The organism is Streptococcus sp. 'group B', from assembly GCF_002073795.1.
Taxonomy (GTDB): domain Bacteria; phylum Bacillota; class Bacilli; order Lactobacillales; family Streptococcaceae; genus Streptococcus; species Streptococcus agalactiae.
Map to the genome: position 1 here is coordinate 611679 of NZ_CP020432.1, position 18223 is coordinate 629901.

Here is an 18223-nt window from a genome sequence, read left to right on the forward strand (position 1 = left end):
ATTTGCTAAAATTGGTTTACAAACGTAAATCGAAAGAGGTGAGAAAATGACTATTTCAAACGCAGAATGGGAAATTATGAGAGTGGTTTGGGCACAGCAGAATACAACCAGTAATGAGATACTAGCAGTTTTACTAGAGAAGTATGATTGGACTCCTTCAACTGTCAAAACCTTATTAAGAAGGCTCTTAGATAAAGGCTACGTGAGCAGAGAAAAAATGGGAAAAGGATTTAGCTATTCTTCTTTAATTGATGAAGATTTAGCTATGATGTCAGAGGTAGATAGTGTATTGCAGAAAGTTTGCCAGACCAAACATGTTGCTATTGTTAGACACTTATTGGAAAGTATACCAATGACAGAGAAGGATCGATTAAATTTGCAAGCATCACTAGAAGCTAAGAAAGGCAAAACACTTGAACGTGTAGCTTGTAATTGCATTCCTGGTCAGTGTCAATGCCATTAGAAAGGAGAAAATATGGCTAATAGAAAAGAAACATTTTTGATTGATGGGATGACTTGTGCATCTTGTGCTTTAACGATAGAAAAAGCTGTCAACAAGTTAGACCATGTGGATAGTGCAGTAGTAAATTTAGCAACAGAGAAAATGACAGTTACGTTTGATGATACAACCTTATCGCCAAACGTGATTGAAGAGTGTGTTTCTGAGACTGGATACGAAGCATCGCTTTTCAAAGAGGAAACTTCTAAAAGCCAATCTGAACGGCACCAATTAGCAATTGAAAAGATGTGGCATCGCTTTTGGATGTCAGCAGTTGCAACTATACCTCTTCTCTATATTTCCATGGGGCCAATGATTAACTTATGGTTACCATCATTTTTGATGCCAGATAAGGGACCTCTAAACTATGGTGTGATACAATTATTGTTAACACTACCGGTGATGTATTTTGGGCGTATCTTTTACCAAAATGGTTTTAAAGCACTTTTTAAAAGGCATCCCAATATGGATTCATTAGTTGCTATAGCCACAACAGCGGCTTTCATTTATAGCTTATATGGATTGTACGAAATATTACAGGGTGACATACACTACGCTCACCAGCTTTATTTCGAATCTGTTGCAGTTATTTTAACACTTATTACTCTAGGAAAATATTTTGAAATATTATCCAAAGGGCGTACTTCGGCCTCAATTGAAAAATTATTAACTTTATCAGCAAAAGAAGCAAGAGTTATCAAAGATGGTGAAGACTATATGGTTCCTTTGGATAAAGTTAAAATAGGTGAAACAATTCTTGTCAAACCTGGAGAAAAAATTCCTCTTGATGGCCATGTTGTAGCAGGAGAATCAAGTATTGATGAATCCATGTTAACAGGTGAAAGTATTCCAGTTGAAAAAAAGGTTGGTAGTAAGGTTTACGGTGCCAGCATTAATGGGCAAGGTAGCTTAACGATTTTCGTTGAAAAAGAAGCTGGCGGTTCCCTTCTATCACAAATTATTAACTTAGTAGAAGTTGCACAGGCAAGTAAGGCTCCAATTGCTAACTTAGCAGACAAAGTATCAGGAGTCTTTGTCCCTTTTGTTATTGTCATTGCAATTTTATCAGGTTTGAGTTGGTACTTAATTCTGGGGCAAAGTTTTGCCTTCTCTCTGAAGATTATGATTGCAGTCTTAGTGATTGCTTGTCCATGTGCTTTAGGGTTAGCAACTCCTACAGCTATTATGGTGGCTAGTGGTAAAGCAGCTGAGAATGGTATTTTATTTAAAGGTGGTGAAGTGTTGGAAAAGGCTCACCACATTGATACAATAGTTTTTGATAAAACAGGAACCTTGACCAAAGGGAAACCAGAAGTAGTTGCTATCAAAACATATGGGGTAGATAAAGAGGAGTTTTTAGGTCAAGTAGCATCAGTAGAAAAACTTTCAAATCATCCACTTAGCCAAACAATTGTTAACAAAGCAAAAGAGAAAGAACTTCCCTTAAGGGAAGTCATGGCTTTTAAAAATATTTTGGGTTACGGTTTGAGTGCAATTATTAATGGTAAAACTATGCTTGTAGGTAATGCTAACTTAATGACTAAGAACGATGTTAATTTAGATTTAGCAAAGGCTGATATAGAAATAGCTCAAGAAGAAGCACAAACTGTGGTTTACGTTTCCGAAAATGGAGTGTTGAGCGGTTTAATAACTTTAACGGACCAGCTAAAGACAGATAGCCAAGAAACAGTTAAGCAGTTACAAAGATTAGGATTTAATTTAGTTTTACTTACTGGTGATAATAAGGCTAGTGCAGATGCCATAGCACAAAAATTGGGTATCACGACAGTTGTTTCAGAAGTTTTACCTGATCAGAAAGCAAACGTTATTTTAGAACTTAAAGAAAAAGGCGGACAGATTGCGATGGTTGGTGATGGCATCAATGATGCTCCTGCGCTAGCTAGCAGTGATGTAGGTATCTCTATGAGTTCTGGAACAGATATTGCTATTGAATCAGCAGATATCGTGTTGATGAAACCTGAGTTAACAGATCTCTTAAAAGCAATGACTATCAGTAAACAAACGATTCAAATTATTAAGGAAAATTTATTTTGGGCTTTCTTTTATAACGTTTTAGCGATTCCAGTGGCAATGGGTGTTTTACATCTTTTTGGTGGTCCCTTACTCAATCCTATGTTGGCAGGCTTAGCTATGGCGTTTAGTTCAGTTTCAGTAGTTTTAAACGCACTTCGCTTAAAAGTCTTAAAATAATAAAGATAATAAGACTGAATTTTTATGAAGGGAGAAGAATATGAAACATACCTATCGAGTTAGTGGCATGAAATGTGATGGTTGTGCCAAAACAGTTTCTGATAAGTTATCAAGTGTGATGGGTGTTGACGAGGTTAATGTTGATTTGACTAAAAATCAAGTTGTCGTAAGTGGAAAAACATTCAAATGTCTTTTAAAACGTTCTTTAAAAGACACAAAGTATTCACTAGAAGAGGAAATAAATTAATAACTAAAGAAGTGGTTACAGCTTTTAATTTCTTAATTTGAGCAGTTTCTCACTTCTTTTTTATTCTAAAAATGATAAACTAGAATAGAATTAGTTGTGAGGAGTGCAGATGTCAATCGATATTTGGAACATTTTAAGTTTGGTTGGAACCGTAGCTTTTGCAAGTTCGGGAGCTATTGTGGCGATTGAGGAAGAATTTGATGTTCTAGGGCTTTTTATCTTAGGTTTTGTAACGGCATTTGGTGGTGGAGCTATTAGAAATGTACTAATTGGCTTGCCTATTGAAACACTTTGGAGTCAAGGAATTGCTTTTTATGCAGCAGCAGCAGCTATTTTGTTTATTATGATTTTCCCTAACTTGTTGAGTGGTAAGGGACGGGATGCCGAAGTTGTATCAGATGCTATTGGGTTAGCAGCGTTTAGTGTTCAAGGAGCACTATATGCGACTCAATCTCATCAACCTCTTAGTGCTGTCATTGTCGCAGCAGTACTAACTGGTGCAGGTGGTGGTATTGTCAGAGATGTTCTGGCTGGCCGAAAACCTGGGGTACTAAGAAGTGAAATATATGCAGGTTGGTCAATATTAGTGGGGATCATTTTATATTTTAAAATTGCTAAAACAACAACTGACTATTATTTGTTAGTGTTAGTTGTAACTAGCCTAAGGATGTTGGGGTATAAGAAACAATGGCACTTGCCAGTTGTCAGACCACGTAAGAAATGATAGAGGAGAAAGAGATGATAAAATTAATTGCTATTGATATGGATGGAACGCTTTTAAATGATGAAAAGAAAATTCCAAAGGAAAATATCCAAGCTATTAAAGAAGCAACTCAAGCAGGTATTAAAATTGTACTGTGTACTGGGCGACCGATGTCAGGTATACTTCCTTATTTTAATGAACTAGGTTTAACAAAAGAGGAGTATATTATCATGAATAATGGTTGTAGCACTTATAGCACGAAAGATTGGCAATTGATTGATTCTGCAACTTTAACACATGATGAACTCATCTTTCTTGAGGAGGTTGTTAAAGAATTTCCCAACGTTTGTTTAACGTTAACAGCTGAAAATACATTTTACGCTGTTGGTGAGGAAGTTCCTGAAATTGTTGCTTATGATGCTGATTTAGTTTTTACAAAAGCAAAGTCAATAAGTTTAGATGCTCTTCGCAATCAAGAAGAAATTGTCTTTCAAGCAATGTACATGGGATTAGATGCAGATGTAACTGCTTTTCAAGAAGCTGTTGAAGAAGCCTTAATCTCGAAATTTAGTGGAGTTCGAAGCCAAGACTATATTTATGAGATTATGCCTCAAGGAGTAACAAAAGCAAGAGGCTTAAAATCCTTGATAGCAAAATTAGGACTGGATATTAATCAAGTTATGGCTATTGGTGATGCTCCTAACGATATTGAATTATTAGATTTAGTTCCCAATAGCGTTGCTATGGGGAATGCATCAGATGAGATTAAATCTAGATGTAAATATATAACGGTGGATAATAACCAAGCCGGGGTTGCTAAAGCTATTTATGACTATGCTTTACGTTAAAATAGATATAGAATAATAAAAGGAACTTTAAACACTGTTTGTTTAGGGTTCTTTTGTTTAATAAACTAACAAAATTCAGAAGTTTACAGATAGCTTATGCTATAATAGACCTATGACAAACAAGAATAAATTACTTTTAATTGATGGCTCATCTGTAGCCTTTCGTGCTTTTTTTGCTCTTTATAATCAAATTGACCGCTTTAAAAACAATTCTGGACTTCATACTAATGCCATATATGGTTTCCATTTGATGTTGAATCATATTTTAGGTCGTGTCCAGCCTAGTCATATTTTAGTGGCTTTTGATGCTGGAAAAACTACTTTCCGTACGGAAATGTATGCAGATTATAAAGGTGGGCGTGCTAAAACTCCGGATGAATTTCGTGAACAATTTCCTTATATTCGTCAACAATTAGATGTCTTAGGCATCAAACATTATGAATTGGAACATTATGAAGCCGATGATATCATTGGTACTCTTGCAAAACAAGCCGAAGCTAGTAAAGAGCATTTTGATATAACGGTGGTTTCTGGGGATAAAGATTTAATTCAATTAACAGACACTAACACGGTAGTAGAAATCTCTAAAAAGGGAGTTGCTGAGTTTGAAGAATTCACGCCAGCTTACCTTATGGAAAAAATGGGAATTACGCCGAGTCAATTTATTGATTTAAAAGCTTTGATGGGAGATAAATCAGATAATATTCCTGGGGTTACTAAAATCGGTGAAAAAACTGGCTTGAAGTTGCTATCAGAATATGGTTCCTTAGAAGGGATCTATGAAAATATTGAGGCTATGAAACAGTCTAAGATGAAAGAAAACCTTATCAATGATAAGGAGCAAGCTTTCTTATCAAAGACCCTAGCTACAATCAACATAGCATCACCTATAACAATCGGCTTAGAAGATATCCTTTATAGTGGACCGCAAGATATAAAAGCCTTGTCTCAATTTTATGATGAGATGGATTTTAAACAGTTTAAAGCAGCTCTGGGTGAGGAGACAAGTCAGGAAGATTTTGAGGTTGACTTTACTGAAGTGGAGCAATTAAAACCAGAAATGTTCTCCGATAATGATTTTTATTACTTTGAGATGTTAGGTGATAACTACCACGTAGAAGATTTAATTGGGATAGCTTGGGGAAATAGCGATACAATCTACGCTACTAGTGATGTATCGTTATTGCAAGAAGCTTTATTTAAAAAAGCTTTATCAAAACCTATCAAAACTTATGATTTTAAAAGAAGTAAGGTCCTTTTAAATCGTTTTAATATTGATTTACCAGAGCCAGCCTTTGATACTAGATTGGCCAAGTACCTTTTGTCTACTACTGAGGATAATCTAGTATCAACAATTGCTAGGTTATATACAAATCTGCCACTGGATACTGATGATGCTGTTTATGGGAAAGGTGCTAAACGCGCTATACCAGAAAAAACACGATTTCTTGAGCATCTAGCTAAAAAAGTAAAAGTTTTAGTGGATTCTGAGGCTAATGTTATGCAACAGCTTAAAGCTAATGAGCAAGAAGAATTGCTGTTTGAAATGGAGCAACCTTTAGCGAATGTTTTAGCTAAAATGGAAATTCGAGGTATTAAGGTTAAGAAAAATACCTTGAATGAAATGGCTATTGAAAATCAAAAAGTCATCGAAACCTTAACACAAGAGATCTATGAATTGGCTGGGCAAGAGTTTAATATTAATTCTCCAAAACAGTTAGGAAAGTTGTTGTTTGAAACGTTAGGTCTTCCTGTAGAAATGACTAAAAAAACAAAAACAGGTTATTCAACTGCAGTAGATGTATTAGAGCGCTTAGCTCCGATTTCTCCTCTTGTAACTAAAATTTTAGAGTACCGTCAAATCACTAAATTGCAATCAACCTATATTATTGGTTTACAAGATTATATTTTAGAAGATGGTAAAATTCATACACGTTATGTTCAAGATTTGACTCAGACAGGTCGTCTTTCAAGTTCTGACCCAAACCTTCAAAATATACCAGTTAGACTAGAGCAAGGACGGCTTATCCGAAAGGCTTTTGTTCCATCAGAAGACAATGCTGTTTTATTGAGTTCAGATTATTCTCAAATAGAATTGCGCGTGTTAGCACATATTTCAAAAGACGAACATTTGATCGCTGCCTTTAAAGAGGGAGCAGATATTCATACTTCAACAGCTATGCGTGTTTTTGGTATCGAAAAACCTGAGAATGTCACTCCCAATGATCGTCGAAATGCTAAGGCTGTTAACTTTGGAATTGTTTATGGTATTTCAGATTTTGGTCTATCGCATAATTTAGGAATACCTCGTAAACTAGCGAAGCAATATATTGACACCTATTTTGAGCGTTATCCTGGAATAAAAAACTATATGGAAACAGTTGTTCGTGAAGCAAAAGATAAGGGTTACGTTGAAACACTTTTCCATCGTCGTCGTTCACTACCAGATATTAATTCTCGTAATTTTAACATTCGCCAATTTGCAGAGCGCACAGCAATCAATTCACCAATCCAAGGAAGTGCAGCTGATATTCTTAAAATTGCAATGATAAATTTAGATAGGGTACTTGATAAAGGTGGTTATAAATCAAAAATGCTGTTGCAAGTTCATGATGAAATTGTACTTGAAGTCCCTAACGAGGAGATAGGAGCAATCAAGGAGTTGGTTACAAAAACAATGGAGTCAGCAATTAGTTTATCGGTACCTTTGATTGCAGATGAGAACGCAGGTGAGACTTGGTATGAAGCGAAGTAGTGGACAACATACGTAAAGGAGTCATTAATATGGTTTATCATTTTCAAAATCTAAGTGATTTTATGTTAAAAAATTATTTAACAAAAGCAAAGACCATCGCAGTTGTAGGATTGTCAGACCGTCAAGAAACTGCAGCTTATCAAGTATCAAAAATAATGCAAGAAGCAGGTTATCAAATTATTCCAGTTAATCCTAAAAATGCAGGACAGAAAATACTTGGGCAAATGACATATGCCTCACTTAAGGATGTCACTGAACATATTGATATTGTTAATATTTTTCGACGTAGCGAGTATTTACCTGATATTGCAAGAGAATTTTTAGAAGTAGACGCTGATATTTTCTGGGCTCAGCTTGGACTTGAAAGTCAAGAAGCAGAGACAATTCTAAAGCAAGCAGGACACAAACAGATTGTCATGAATAAATGTCTGAAAGTTGAATACCAAAAATTACACTCAGAAACTAACTAATTACCGTGTTTAATAGGCAAATAATATAAATTATGCTATAATAACCATGCTAAATTAAAGTTCGTGCTGGAAAGGAGTCCTATGGACAGTCATTCACATGGTCATAGACCTCTCGATGCTTATGAAAACGTCCTAGAGCATCTCCGTGAAAAACGTATTCGAATTACTGAGACTCGAAAAGCTATTATTTCCTATATGGTTAATAGTCGTGAGCATCCGAGTGCAGAAAAGATTTACAATGATTTATTACCAGAATATCCTAACATGAGCTTGGCAACAGTTTACAATAACCTTAAGGTCCTTGTGGATGAGGGGTTTGTGACAGAGCTAAAACTTTGCAATTATAGTACAACTTATTATGATTTTATGGGGCATCAGCACCTAAACATTGCCTGTGAAGATTGTGGGAAAATCGTTGATTTTGTCGATGTTGACTTATTGGATATTTCTAGAGAAGCACACCAACAAACAGGTTTTGAAGTGACTAGAGTTCAGTTAGTAGCTTATGGTATCTGTCCGGAGTGTCAGAGGAAGCGTAAGGATAAATATAAAAAAGATTGAAACGTAATTGTTCAATCTTTTTTTGTTTCTAGACTAAGAGAAAAAGTTTAAGTTTTACTAAGTAATAATTAAGAAATAATTTATAATTGCTTAAAAAATGATTTATTTTTTGTTGGTATACTCTCATTAACAAAAAGAAAGAGGAATCCCTTATGAAAATATCACAATACAATAAATGGTCAATTCGCCGATTGAAAGTTGGAGCTGCATCTGTAATGATTGCTAGTGGAAGCATTGTTGCTTTAGGGCAATCTCATATTGTTTCAGCAGATGAGATGTCCCAACCTAAAACAACCATTACAGCCCCAACAGCTAACACTTCTACAAATGTAGAAAGTAGTACTGATAAGGCATTATCAAAAGTTACTACGATGGAGACAAGTTCAGAAATGCCTAAAATGCAAAATATGGCAAAAGTTGAAAAAACGAGTGACAAACCTATGATGGTGGCTACCTCTGTTAGAAAAATGATGGCAACGCCGACACCTGTAGCGATGACCAAAACGACTAGTGTAGATGAGGTAAAGAAATCAACTGATACTGCTTTTAAACAGACAGTAGACGTTCCGGCTCATTATGTTAATGCAGCAAAAGGGAATGGCCCATTTCTAGCAGGTGTAAATCAAACGATTCCATATGAAGCGTTTGGTGGAGACGGCATGTTAACGCGTTTAATCCTTAAAGCTTCAGAGGGAGCAAAATGGTCAGACAATGGTGTTGATAAAAATAGTCCATTATTACCATTGAAAGGCTTAACTAAAGGTAAATATTTCTATCAAGTTTCTTTAAATGGTAATACGACAGGTAAAGAGGGGCAAGCTCTCTTAGATCAAATTAAAGCTAATGATAAACATAGCTACCAAGCCACAATTAGAGTTTATGGTGCTAAAGATGGTAAAGTTGATTTAAAAAACATGATTAGCCAAAAAATGGTAACCATTAACATTCCTCACATTACAACTGATATGGAAGTAAAAAATTCTCTAAAGATGGCCTTTAAAGAAAAAGTAGACGTCCCAGCAAAATATGTTAGTGCTGCAAAAGCTAAAGGTCCATTTTTAGCAGGTGTTAACGAAACGATTCCATATGAAGCGTTTGGTGGAGATGGCATGTTAACGCGTTTAATCCTTAAAGCTTCAGAGGGAGCAAAATGGTCAGACAATGGTGTTGATAAAAATAGTCCATTATTACCGTTAAAAGATTTAACTAAGGGTAAATACTTCTACCAAGTCTCTCTTAATGGCAATACAGCCGGTAAAAAAGGCCAAGCTCTCTTAGATCAAATTAAGGCAAATGGAAGCCATACTTATCAAGCAACTATTACTATTTATGGTACGAAAGATGGCAAAGTTGATATGAATACTATTTTAGGACAAAAGACAGTGATGATTCATATTAATGTCGCTAAAAAAGATATGAATAGCACATCAATGATGATGAAAAAAGATAAGATGACAATGCCTATGAAGAAAGAAATGACTTCATCTAAAATAAATACCGGTATGATGATGTCTAACAACAAGATGTCAGCTAATATGCAAATGTCATCACAAGCCAAATCAAATGATAAAGCTGGTAAAAAAATGTCTATGATGTCTAAAAATTTACCTAATACAGGTGAAACAAAGCAACAAAATGTAGGTGTGCTAGGTATGCTTAGTCTAGCCTTTGCGACAGGTCTAACTGCGCTAGGCCTTAAAAAATCTAAACAAAGATAGGGATAGTATTTAATTCAGAACACCAAATTTGTTTAAAATTATTGAGGGTTATCGTGGTAAAATAGTGTTATACTAGAGGTATAGCACTATTTTGACTCATTAGGAGAGTAGAATGACACAAAAATTATTATTAGTTGACGATGAATTTGAAATTATTGATATTAATAGACGTTATCTAGAGCAAGCAGGATATGAAGTGTCAGTAGCTGCGGATGGCATAGAAGCACTCAAAGAGGTAGATGAGAATCGTTTTGACCTAATTATTAGTGATATTATGATGCCTAAAATGGATGGCTATGATTTTATTAGTGAAGTTCTAGTTCGAGAACCCAACCAACCTTTTCTCTTTATAACCGCTAAAGTATCTGAACCAGATAAAATTTACTCTTTGAGTATGGGTGCAGATGACTTTATTTCCAAGCCTTTCAGTCCTAGGGAATTAGTTTTACGTGTTAAAAATATTCTAAGACGTATCTATGGGAATCATCAACAATCTGAAGTATTGACGATTGGTGATTTGGTTATCGACCAAAAACAACGTTTGGTAATGGTAGACTGCAATACAATTTCCTTAACCAATAAATCATTTGACTTGCTTTGGATATTAGCAAATCATTTGAATCGTGTTTTTTCAAAAACAGAGCTTTATGAACGTGTCTGGGGCGAAGAATTTTTAGATGACACTAATACTTTGAATGTTCATATCCATGCCTTACGCAATGACCTTGCTAAATTTAGTACAGACAATACCCCAACTATCAAAACAGTTTGGGGATTAGGGTATAAATTAGAGGAATAAAATGAAATTAAAATATTATATTGTTATTGGTTACCTTATTTCTATGTTAATAACTGTAGCAGGTGTTTTCTTTGGGCTTAATCATATGCTGATTGAGACTCGAGGTGTTTACTACATCCTTTCAGTTACAATTATTGCCTGTATCGTAGGTGGTATAGTTAATTTGTTCTTATTATCAAGTGTATTTACATCTTTGAAAAAGTTAAAACAAAAAATGAAGGATATTTCTCAAAGACGTTTTGATACAAAAGCACAAATTTGTTCACCACAAGAATTCAAGGATTTAGAGACAGCCTTTAACCAAATGTCTTCAGAGTTAGAGTCAACGTTTAAATCTCTAAACGAGAGTGAACGCGAAAAAACAATGATGATTGCACAACTTTCACATGATATCAAGACTCCAATTACCTCTATACAATCAACAGTAGAAGGTATTTTAGATGGTATTATATCTGAAGAAGAAGTTAACTATTATCTCAATACCATTTCTCGTCAAACAAACCGTCTTAACCATCTAGTTGAAGAATTAAGTTTTATTACATTAGAGACTATGTCAGACACGGCTGAACCTCATAAAGAAGAAACAATTTATCTGGATAAACTACTGATTGATATTTTATCTGAATTTCAATTGGTGTTTGAAAAAGAAAATCGGCAAGTAATGATTGATGTTGCGCCAGATGTTTCGAAATTATCTAGTCAATATGATAAATTATCACGAATTTTATTGAATTTGATTAGCAATGCAGTCAAATATTCTGATCCTGGAAGTCCCTTGACTATCAAGGCCTATTCAAATCGTCAAGATATCGTTATCGATATTATTGACCAAGGCTATGGGATAAAAGATGAAGATCTTGCTTCTATTTTTAATCGTTTTTATCGTGTAGAATCTTCACGAAATATGAAGACAGGAGGACATGGCCTAGGTCTTTATATTGCGCGACAACTTGCACATCAACTGAATGGTGATATTTTGGTCGAAAGTCAGTATCAAAAAGGCAGTAAGTTCTCTTTAGTACTTAAATTACAAAAATAGCTAGGAATTATTCCTAGCTATTTTTTGTAATGTTTCTATAAAAGATTAAGCGCGCAGTAGTTTGGTAAGGAAGGAGATAGATATAGACTAATCCGAAACTGAAGATTGTAAGGAAATGCCAACCAATAAAACTTAAGTCTAAAAGGAAGAGTCTAAGTTTATTACCATTCATTAGTTCTCGACTAGCAACTAGTACTTTAGATGGTCCCTCATAGTTTCCACTTTCTAATTGAGTGTAAAATACTAAAGTTGAGATACTATAGGAGTAATATTGTTGAACGAGTTTTATAACTGCCTTAGTAGTAATTAGGCTACTAACAACTATTAAAACAGGGGCAAGGATAAGGTTACCACTCAAAAGTAGCCTAAAACTTGAAATGATGATTAGTAGACCAAAAGTACTTAGTAGATAAAAGAAAGATAAAATTAGTCCTTTTAGAACAAGTACTGAGAGTAATTTCCAGAAAATATGGCTTGAAAATACATAAGTATTGTCCGAGAATCTAACGTTTAGTTTCTGATTTTTGACGACATCTAACATTACAAAACTGACTGAAATAATAAAAAGTGTGTAAAAGAAATAAACTGGAAGAGGTACAAAAAAATCAAGTAGTGTCATATTATTATATTGATAATAAAATGATATATATAACGTAATAATACTAAGAAGAATCGGGAGTAAAAAAAGTTGATTCTTACCTTGAAGATTGCTTAATATAGTTTTTGCCTCATTTTTAATTTCTGAATTCGTCATATCTCCTCCATACATAAAAGTACAATTCATTTCATTATAACACATTCCTTAAGATGAGCATGACAAGAGTACATTTTTTTGATAAAATCTTAATGGCTAAAAAAGAAATTAATACAAAGTATTACATTTAGATATTGATTAGCACTAAAGCCCATGACTGTTTTTCATGGAAGCAAGGAGAAAACGATGACTGATCATCCAATAAAATATCGATTAATTAAACAGGAAAAACACACAGGAGCCAGACTTGGTGAAATAATCACACCACATGGTACATTTCCGACACCAATGTTTATGCCTGTTGGGACACAAGCAACTGTTAAGACACAATCTCCTGAAGAACTAAAAGAAATGGGTTCAGGAATTATTCTATCAAATACCTACCATTTATGGTTACGTCCAGGTGATGAATTGATTGCTAAAGCTGGAGGTTTACATAAATTCATGAACTGGGATCAGGCTATTCTAACAGACAGTGGAGGCTTTCAGGTTTATTCTTTGGCTGATAGTCGAAACATCACTGAAGAAGGAGTAACCTTTAAAAACCATTTAAATGGTGCGAAAATGTTTTTATCACCAGAAAAAGCTATTTCAATTCAAAATAACCTTGGTTCTGATATTATGATGAGTTTTGATGAGTGTCCACAATTTTACCAGCCTTATGATTATGTAAAAAAATCAATTGAGCGAACAAGCCGTTGGGCAGAACGTGGATTAAATGCCCACCGCCGTCCTCATGATCAAGGACTATTTGGTATTGTTCAAGGGGCAGGGTTTGAGGATTTACGTCGTCAATCAGCACGAGATTTAGTATCGATGGATTTTCCAGGTTATTCAATTGGAGGGCTTGCGGTCGGAGAAACACATGATGAGATGAATGCAGTTCTTGATTTTACTGTTCCAATGCTTCCGAATGATAAGCCTCGTTATTTGATGGGAGTTGGTGCACCAGATAGTTTAATAGACGCCGTTATCCGAGGAGTAGATATGTTTGACTGCGTCTTACCTACTCGTATTGCTCGAAATGGGACATGTATGACAAGTCAAGGTCGTTTAGTTGTTAAGAATGCTAAATTTGCAGAAGATTTTACGCCTCTTGATCCAAATTGTGATTGCTATACTTGTAAAAATTATACACGCGCTTATATCCGTCACTTATTGAAAGCAGATGAAACTTTTGGTATTCGTTTGACTAGTTACCATAATCTTTATTTCCTTGTCAATCTTATGAAAGATGTCAGACAAGCTATTATGGATGATAATCTTCTAGAGTTCCGTCAAGATTTTATGGAGCGCTATGGTTATGGCACGAATAACCGTAATTTTTAAAAAAGTTCCTGGTAAAACAGGGCTTTTTTTGATCTGTTTGTTAACCGCGTTTTAAAAAAAGTTGACAATAGAAAAACTTTTGTATAATATGTTATAGGAGGAATCATGATGCAAGAGTACTTTGGTATTGGTCTTGATAGTAGCAGCCGCTGTTACCACTATCATACTAAATTGGATATTGTCGCTTTAAAATGTGCTGTTTGTCAAAAATATTATGCTTGTTATAAATGTCATGATGCACTCGAGGAGCATTGTTTTGCAGCAACAAAATCTGATGAAATGTTTCCTGTCTTATGCGGTTCTTGTCGTCAGATGTTGACATTAAAAGAGTATAAAACTGGTTTTTGTCCTTATTGTCGTATGCTTTTTAATCCAAATTGTCAACGCCATGATTCTATTTATTTTTCGAAGGAGTAATTTTTAATGTTTCACACAAAAAGCCTAATCCAGATGGCTATGATGGCTACTTTATTGGTGGTACTTGGTTTCATTCCTGCTCTACCACTTGGTTTCATTCCGGTCCCTATCGTCTTACAAAACCTAGGGGTTATGATGGCTGGTGTTATTTTGGGCGGAAGAAAAGGGAGTTTATCTATTTTGCTCTTCTTTCTTGTCGGTTTAGTTATTCCTGTATTCTCAGGTTTACGTTCGACTATACCTGTATTGACAGGACCAACAGCTGGTTATGTTATTGCTTGGTTGTTTGTTCCTTTGCTTATCTCATATGGTGTAAAATTAGTAAATAAAAAGAATTTTATAGCTATTTTCCTTATTGTATGGCTAGCAGGGGTCCTTTTTGTAGATGTAGCAGGAGCAGTTTGGCTGGCATCTTATATGAACATCCCATTAGATAAATCACTTCTTCAAAACTTAGTATTTCTCCCAGGAGATACAATAAAAGCCATTATAGCTGCTGTTGTTGCTGTTAAATATAAAGATAGTTTTTTCTTGACTGAAAAATAATCAAGATTGCTATATTTTAGATGGACTAGTAGATCTAAAAATTTAGATTTACTAGTCTTTTTTGTGCATAAAATCTAAAACAGTTATTCTTAACAAAATTTGGTATAATAGCATTAAATCAGTAAGGAGGGGATTATCATGAAATTAACAACGTTAGGTTGTTGGGGTGGTTATCCTTATAAAGATGGAGGAACCACAAGTTTTCTATTAACTGGAGAAAATAATTTTCACTTATTAATAGATGCGGGAAGTCGTTCAATCAATGAGTTAGAAAAAGAAATAAGCCCGTTGGATTTGGATGCAGTTATCATCAGTCATTATCATCCAGATCATGTAGCAGATTTGGGTGTGTTGTATCATTATCGTTTGCTATACCCTAAAGATAAATGGGAACCCAAAGTATTGCCAGTTTATGGACATAATGAGGATGATTATGAGTTTTCTAAATTGACATTACCTAACGTTGCTCAAGGAATTGCTTATCATACCAATGGAGTTGAGCAAGTTGGTCCCTTCAATATTACGTTTATCAAAACAGTCCACCCAGTCGTCTGCTATGCCATGAGGATTACAGAAAGAGAAACTGGTCAAGTATTAGTCTTTACAGGAGATTCTGGGTATTTTGCTGACCTTGTACCTTTTACAAAAGGCGCAGATTTATTTTTAGCAGACGTTTATCTTTACGAGGGAAATGAAAATCATATTGCACATTTGACTAGTAAAGAAGCAGGTGAGATTGCTTATAACGCTAAAGTTAAGAAATTAGTTTTAACACATGTTCCGCAGTTTCCGGGAGAAGGAATAAACCCCGAAAATCATTTGGAAGAACTTCGACTACAGTCTGAAAAGTATGCAGGTGGCATCTCTGTTGATTTAGCTCAGCCACATAAATCTTGGGACTTAGGAAAACTATAATGCAGAAATTTACCCAAGAAGAAAAAGAATGGTTTATGACAGAAGCTCTAAAGGAGGCAAAATCCTCCTTAGAGAAAGAAGAAATTCCTATAGGTTGTGTCATTGTAAAAGATGGTCATATTATTGGAAGAGGACATAATGCTCGTGAAGAGTTTAATAAAGCTATTTTACATGCTGAAATCATGGCTATTAACAATGCAAATGAGAAGGTAGGGAATTGGCGCTTATTAGATACTACTTTATTTGTTACTGTAGAACCTTGTGTAATGTGTAGTGGAGCTATTGGCTTAGCTAGAATTCCCCACGTTATATATGGCGCTAAGAATACGAAATTTGGAGCAGCGGGAAGTCTCTATGATATTTTAAGTGATAGCCGACTTAATCATAGAGTTGAAGTTGAAACCGGCATTTTAGAAGATCAATGCGCTAAAATAATGCAGGATTTCTTTCGAAAAGGACGACAACGCAAGAAAGAAGCTAAACTAAGTGAAAAAACTAAGATTTGATAGCTTGCAATAAAATATTAGTTTTGTTATAATATCTTTGGAGCAACATTTACTCGTGAAGTGGGTCAGGGGAGGAATCCAGCAGCCCTAAGCGATGCTAAATGTGTGCTCTTTTTATTTTCAAAAGTCAAAGTGTTTTTGGAAATAATTATGAAAGTTTCATAAAAATTGGTAGCGTTTCAAAAAATATGAAAATACAGTTAAAAAACCTTGAAAAAAAACTCACAAAAGAGTAAGATGATAGTGAAACATAATTGTTAGGAGAAATAAAATGACACATATTACATTTGACTATTCAAAAGTCTTGGGTCAATTTGTAGGCGAACACGAGTTAGACTACCTACAACCACAAGTAAGTGCAGCAGATGCTTTCCTTCGTCAAGGGACTGGTCCTGGATCAGATTTTCTCGGATGGATGGACCTCCCAGAAAACTATGACAAAGAAGAATTTTCTCGCATTCAAAAAGCCGCTGAAAAGATTAAATCAGATAGCGAAGTACTCGTGGTTATTGGTATTGGTGGTTCGTACCTTGGTGCAAAAGCAGCAATTGACTTTTTGAATAATCATTTTGCTAATTTGCAAACCGCAGAAGAACGTAAAGCGCCTCAGATTCTTTATGCTGGAAATTCTATTTCATCTACTTACCTTGCCGATTTAGTTGAATACGTCCAAGATAAAGAATTCTCAGTAAATGTCATTTCAAAATCAGGTACAACAACTGAACCAGCGATTGCTTTCCGTGTATTTAAAGAACTTCTAGTTAAAAAGTACGGTCAAGAAGAAGCTAATAAACGTATCTACGCTACAACTGATAAAGTTAAAGGTGCCGTAAAAGTTGAAGCAGATGCTAACAATTGGGAAACATTTGTAGTTCCTGATAATGTTGGTGGTCGTTTCTCAGTACTGACAGCTGTAGGTCTTCTTCCAATTGCTGCTTCAGGAGCAGATATTACTGCTCTTATGGAAGGCGCAAATGCTGCTCGTAAAGATTTATCTTCAGATAAAATCTCTGAAAACATTGCTTATCAGTACGCTGCAGTTCGTAATGTTCTTTATCGCAAAGGTTATATCACAGAGATTTTAGCTAACTACGAACCATCATTACAATACTTTGGTGAATGGTGGAAACAATTAGCAGGTGAATCAGAAGGTAAAGATCAAAAAGGTATCTATCCTACATCAGCAAACTTCTCAACTGATCTTCACTCACTTGGTCAATTTATTCAAGAAGGTTACCGTAACCTCTTTGAGACAGTTGTTCGCGTTGAGAAACCTCGTAAAAATGTGACTATTCCTGAATTAACCGAAGATTTAGATGGTCTTGGTTATCTTCAAGGAAAAGATGTAGATTTTGTTAATAAAAAAGCAACAGATGGTGTGCTTCTTGCTCATACAGATGGTGGGGTTCCAAATATGTTTGTAACGCTTCCTACACAAGACGCTTACACTCTTGGTTACACTATTTACTTCTTTGAGTTAGCAATTGGCCTTTCAGGTTATCTTAACTCAGTAAATCCATTTGATCAACCGGGGGTAGAAGCATATAAACGTAATATGTTTGCTCTTCTAGGTAAACCTGGATTCGAAGAGCTTAGCGCTGAATTGAATGCACGTCTTTAAAAATATCTAACTAAAAAGTTCCTCAAAGAGAGGAACTTTTTAGTTTTGTTGTAGGATAACTAAAAACCCACTAGCACTGGTAGCGATAGTGGGTTGGAAAAAGGGTTGAGAAAAGTTATTAACTTTTCTCAGGAGATTTATGAAAAAGGAAAATAATTTAGGATAATATTTTCCTAACGGCTAGGATAAACCGCTTATTTTAGGATGATGCTAGTATACAGTAGAAACCTTAAATAAACCTTAAAAATTCATACTTTATCATTTTATTTTCCCCTATACTATTTT

The 18223-nt window shown here is 35.0% G+C and carries 18 protein-coding genes and 1 other RNA gene; 18 read left to right on the forward strand and 1 reads right to left on the reverse strand.

The features are described from left to right. The first annotated feature begins 46 nt into the window (after window positions 1-46). From A6J68_RS03475 to A6J68_RS03525, 11 genes are all read left to right on the forward strand, one after another. A complete protein-coding gene (locus A6J68_RS03475; RefSeq protein ID WP_000155913.1) occupies window positions 47-463 on the forward strand; it encodes a CopY/TcrY family copper transport repressor in 417 nt (138 codons plus the stop codon). A 12-nt stretch (window positions 464-475) separates the two neighbouring features. Beyond that, window positions 476-2710 carry a heavy metal translocating P-type ATPase gene (locus A6J68_RS03480; RefSeq protein ID WP_000013409.1) on the forward strand — a complete coding sequence of 745 codons (2235 nt, stop codon included), beginning with the start codon at window positions 476-478 and terminating at the stop codon, window positions 2708-2710. Window positions 2711-2750: 40 nt separating this feature from the next. Then, window positions 2751-2957, forward strand: a complete 207-nt coding sequence (locus tag A6J68_RS03485; RefSeq protein ID WP_000683377.1) for a heavy-metal-associated domain-containing protein — start codon at window positions 2751-2753, stop codon at window positions 2955-2957. A 109-nt stretch (window positions 2958-3066) separates the two neighbouring features. Further along, a complete protein-coding gene (locus tag A6J68_RS03490) occupies window positions 3067-3681 on the forward strand; it encodes a trimeric intracellular cation channel family protein (protein ID WP_000020724.1) in 615 nt (204 codons plus the stop codon). Between the two features lie 14 nt (window positions 3682-3695). After that, on the forward strand, window positions 3696-4508 hold the full coding sequence (locus A6J68_RS03495; protein ID WP_000593333.1) for a Cof-type HAD-IIB family hydrolase: 813 nt from the start codon (window positions 3696-3698) through the stop codon (window positions 4506-4508). Window positions 4509-4620: 112 nt separating this feature from the next. Continuing rightward, window positions 4621-7263 (forward strand): DNA polymerase I, encoded by a 2643-nt coding sequence (gene polA, locus A6J68_RS03500; RefSeq protein ID WP_000182600.1) that lies wholly within the window; start codon window positions 4621-4623, stop codon window positions 7261-7263. A 29-nt stretch (window positions 7264-7292) separates the two neighbouring features. Beyond that, the gene (locus tag A6J68_RS03505; protein WP_000262482.1) at window positions 7293-7733 is read left to right on the forward strand and encodes a CoA-binding protein; all 441 of its coding nucleotides are present in this window, start codon (window positions 7293-7295) and stop codon (window positions 7731-7733) included. A gap of 81 nt (window positions 7734-7814) precedes the next feature. After that, window positions 7815-8294 carry a peroxide-responsive transcriptional repressor PerR gene (perR, locus tag A6J68_RS03510; protein ID WP_000377090.1) on the forward strand — a complete coding sequence of 160 codons (480 nt, stop codon included), beginning with the start codon at window positions 7815-7817 and terminating at the stop codon, window positions 8292-8294. 152 nt (window positions 8295-8446) lie between these two features. Then, window positions 8447-10012: a plasminogen-binding protein PbsP gene (gene pbsP / locus A6J68_RS03515; RefSeq protein WP_000703861.1), complete on the forward strand. Its 1566-nt coding sequence runs from the start codon at window positions 8447-8449 to the stop codon at window positions 10010-10012. A 112-nt stretch (window positions 10013-10124) separates the two neighbouring features. After that, entirely contained in the window at window positions 10125-10811 is a 687-nt protein-coding gene (locus tag A6J68_RS03520; RefSeq protein WP_000192298.1) for a response regulator transcription factor, read from the forward strand. 1 nt (window position 10812) lies between these two features. Beyond that, window positions 10813-11850 carry a sensor histidine kinase gene (locus A6J68_RS03525; RefSeq protein WP_000770243.1) on the forward strand — a complete coding sequence of 346 codons (1038 nt, stop codon included), beginning with the start codon at window positions 10813-10815 and terminating at the stop codon, window positions 11848-11850. A 13-nt stretch (window positions 11851-11863) separates the two neighbouring features. On the opposite strand, the gene A6J68_RS03530 is transcribed toward A6J68_RS03525, so the two are convergent. After that, entirely contained in the window at window positions 11864-12604 is a 741-nt protein-coding gene (locus A6J68_RS03530; protein ID WP_000185053.1) for a DUF975 family protein, read from the reverse strand. A gap of 186 nt (window positions 12605-12790) precedes the next feature. Here A6J68_RS03530 and tgt point away from each other — a divergent pair, with 186 nt between their 5' ends. The 7 genes from tgt (at window position 12791) to A6J68_RS03565 (ending at window position 17938) form a co-directional block, all read left to right on the forward strand. Continuing rightward, entirely contained in the window at window positions 12791-13933 is a 1143-nt protein-coding gene (gene tgt, locus A6J68_RS03535; RefSeq protein ID WP_000129511.1) for a tRNA guanosine(34) transglycosylase Tgt, read from the forward strand. Window positions 13934-14038: 105 nt separating this feature from the next. Continuing rightward, window positions 14039-14350, forward strand: coding sequence for a CHY zinc finger protein (locus A6J68_RS03540; protein ID WP_000983189.1), 312 nt, complete (start codon window positions 14039-14041; stop codon window positions 14348-14350). A gap of 6 nt (window positions 14351-14356) precedes the next feature. Beyond that, on the forward strand, window positions 14357-14896 hold the full coding sequence (locus A6J68_RS03545) for a biotin transporter BioY (protein ID WP_000469148.1): 540 nt from the start codon (window positions 14357-14359) through the stop codon (window positions 14894-14896). A 138-nt stretch (window positions 14897-15034) separates the two neighbouring features. Then, window positions 15035-15811, forward strand: coding sequence for an MBL fold metallo-hydrolase (locus A6J68_RS03550; protein ID WP_000779461.1), 777 nt, complete (start codon window positions 15035-15037; stop codon window positions 15809-15811). Beyond that, window positions 15811-16317 carry a tRNA adenosine(34) deaminase TadA gene (tadA, locus tag A6J68_RS03555; RefSeq protein ID WP_001169006.1) on the forward strand — a complete coding sequence of 169 codons (507 nt, stop codon included), beginning with the start codon at window positions 15811-15813 and terminating at the stop codon, window positions 16315-16317. The genes A6J68_RS03550 and tadA overlap by 1 nt, the downstream gene beginning before the upstream one ends. 34 nt (window positions 16318-16351) lie before the next feature. Further along, window positions 16352-16437, forward strand: an RNA gene (ffs, locus tag A6J68_RS03560) — signal recognition particle sRNA small type. Between the two features lie 151 nt (window positions 16438-16588). Beyond that, window positions 16589-17938 carry a glucose-6-phosphate isomerase gene (locus tag A6J68_RS03565; RefSeq protein ID WP_000148892.1) on the forward strand — a complete coding sequence of 450 codons (1350 nt, stop codon included), beginning with the start codon at window positions 16589-16591 and terminating at the stop codon, window positions 17936-17938. The last annotated feature ends 285 nt before the right edge of the window (window positions 17939-18223 follow it).

What these genes read in the sequence shown, in the direction of transcription:
- A6J68_RS03495 (WP_000593333.1), top strand. Translation starts at nt 3,696, where the DNA reads ATGATAAAATTAATTGCTATTGATATGGATGGAACGCTTTTAAATGAT.
- A6J68_RS03520 (WP_000192298.1), top strand. Translation starts at nt 10,125, where the DNA reads ATGACACAAAAATTATTATTAGTTGACGATGAATTTGAAATTATTGAT.
- A6J68_RS03480 (WP_000013409.1), top strand. Translation starts at nt 476, where the DNA reads ATGGCTAATAGAAAAGAAACATTTTTGATTGATGGGATGACTTGTGCA.
- A6J68_RS03540 (WP_000983189.1), top strand. Translation starts at nt 14,039, where the DNA reads ATGATGCAAGAGTACTTTGGTATTGGTCTTGATAGTAGCAGCCGCTGT.
- perR (WP_000377090.1), top strand. Translation starts at nt 7,815, where the DNA reads ATGGACAGTCATTCACATGGTCATAGACCTCTCGATGCTTATGAAAAC.
- pbsP (WP_000703861.1), top strand. Translation starts at nt 8,447, where the DNA reads ATGAAAATATCACAATACAATAAATGGTCAATTCGCCGATTGAAAGTT.
- A6J68_RS03550 (WP_000779461.1), top strand. Translation starts at nt 15,035, where the DNA reads ATGAAATTAACAACGTTAGGTTGTTGGGGTGGTTATCCTTATAAAGAT.
- A6J68_RS03565 (WP_000148892.1), top strand. Translation starts at nt 16,589, where the DNA reads ATGACACATATTACATTTGACTATTCAAAAGTCTTGGGTCAATTTGTA.
- polA (WP_000182600.1), top strand. Translation starts at nt 4,621, where the DNA reads ATGACAAACAAGAATAAATTACTTTTAATTGATGGCTCATCTGTAGCC.
- A6J68_RS03530 (WP_000185053.1), bottom strand. Translation starts at nt 12,604, where the DNA reads ATGACGAATTCAGAAATTAAAAATGAGGCAAAAACTATATTAAGCAAT.
- A6J68_RS03490 (WP_000020724.1), top strand. Translation starts at nt 3,067, where the DNA reads ATGTCAATCGATATTTGGAACATTTTAAGTTTGGTTGGAACCGTAGCT.
- tgt (WP_000129511.1), top strand. Translation starts at nt 12,791, where the DNA reads ATGACTGATCATCCAATAAAATATCGATTAATTAAACAGGAAAAACAC.
- A6J68_RS03525 (WP_000770243.1), top strand. Translation starts at nt 10,813, where the DNA reads ATGAAATTAAAATATTATATTGTTATTGGTTACCTTATTTCTATGTTA.
- A6J68_RS03545 (WP_000469148.1), top strand. Translation starts at nt 14,357, where the DNA reads ATGTTTCACACAAAAAGCCTAATCCAGATGGCTATGATGGCTACTTTA.
- A6J68_RS03475 (WP_000155913.1), top strand. Translation starts at nt 47, where the DNA reads ATGACTATTTCAAACGCAGAATGGGAAATTATGAGAGTGGTTTGGGCA.
- A6J68_RS03485 (WP_000683377.1), top strand. Translation starts at nt 2,751, where the DNA reads ATGAAACATACCTATCGAGTTAGTGGCATGAAATGTGATGGTTGTGCC.
- tadA (WP_001169006.1), top strand. Translation starts at nt 15,811, where the DNA reads ATGCAGAAATTTACCCAAGAAGAAAAAGAATGGTTTATGACAGAAGCT.
- A6J68_RS03505 (WP_000262482.1), top strand. Translation starts at nt 7,293, where the DNA reads ATGGTTTATCATTTTCAAAATCTAAGTGATTTTATGTTAAAAAATTAT.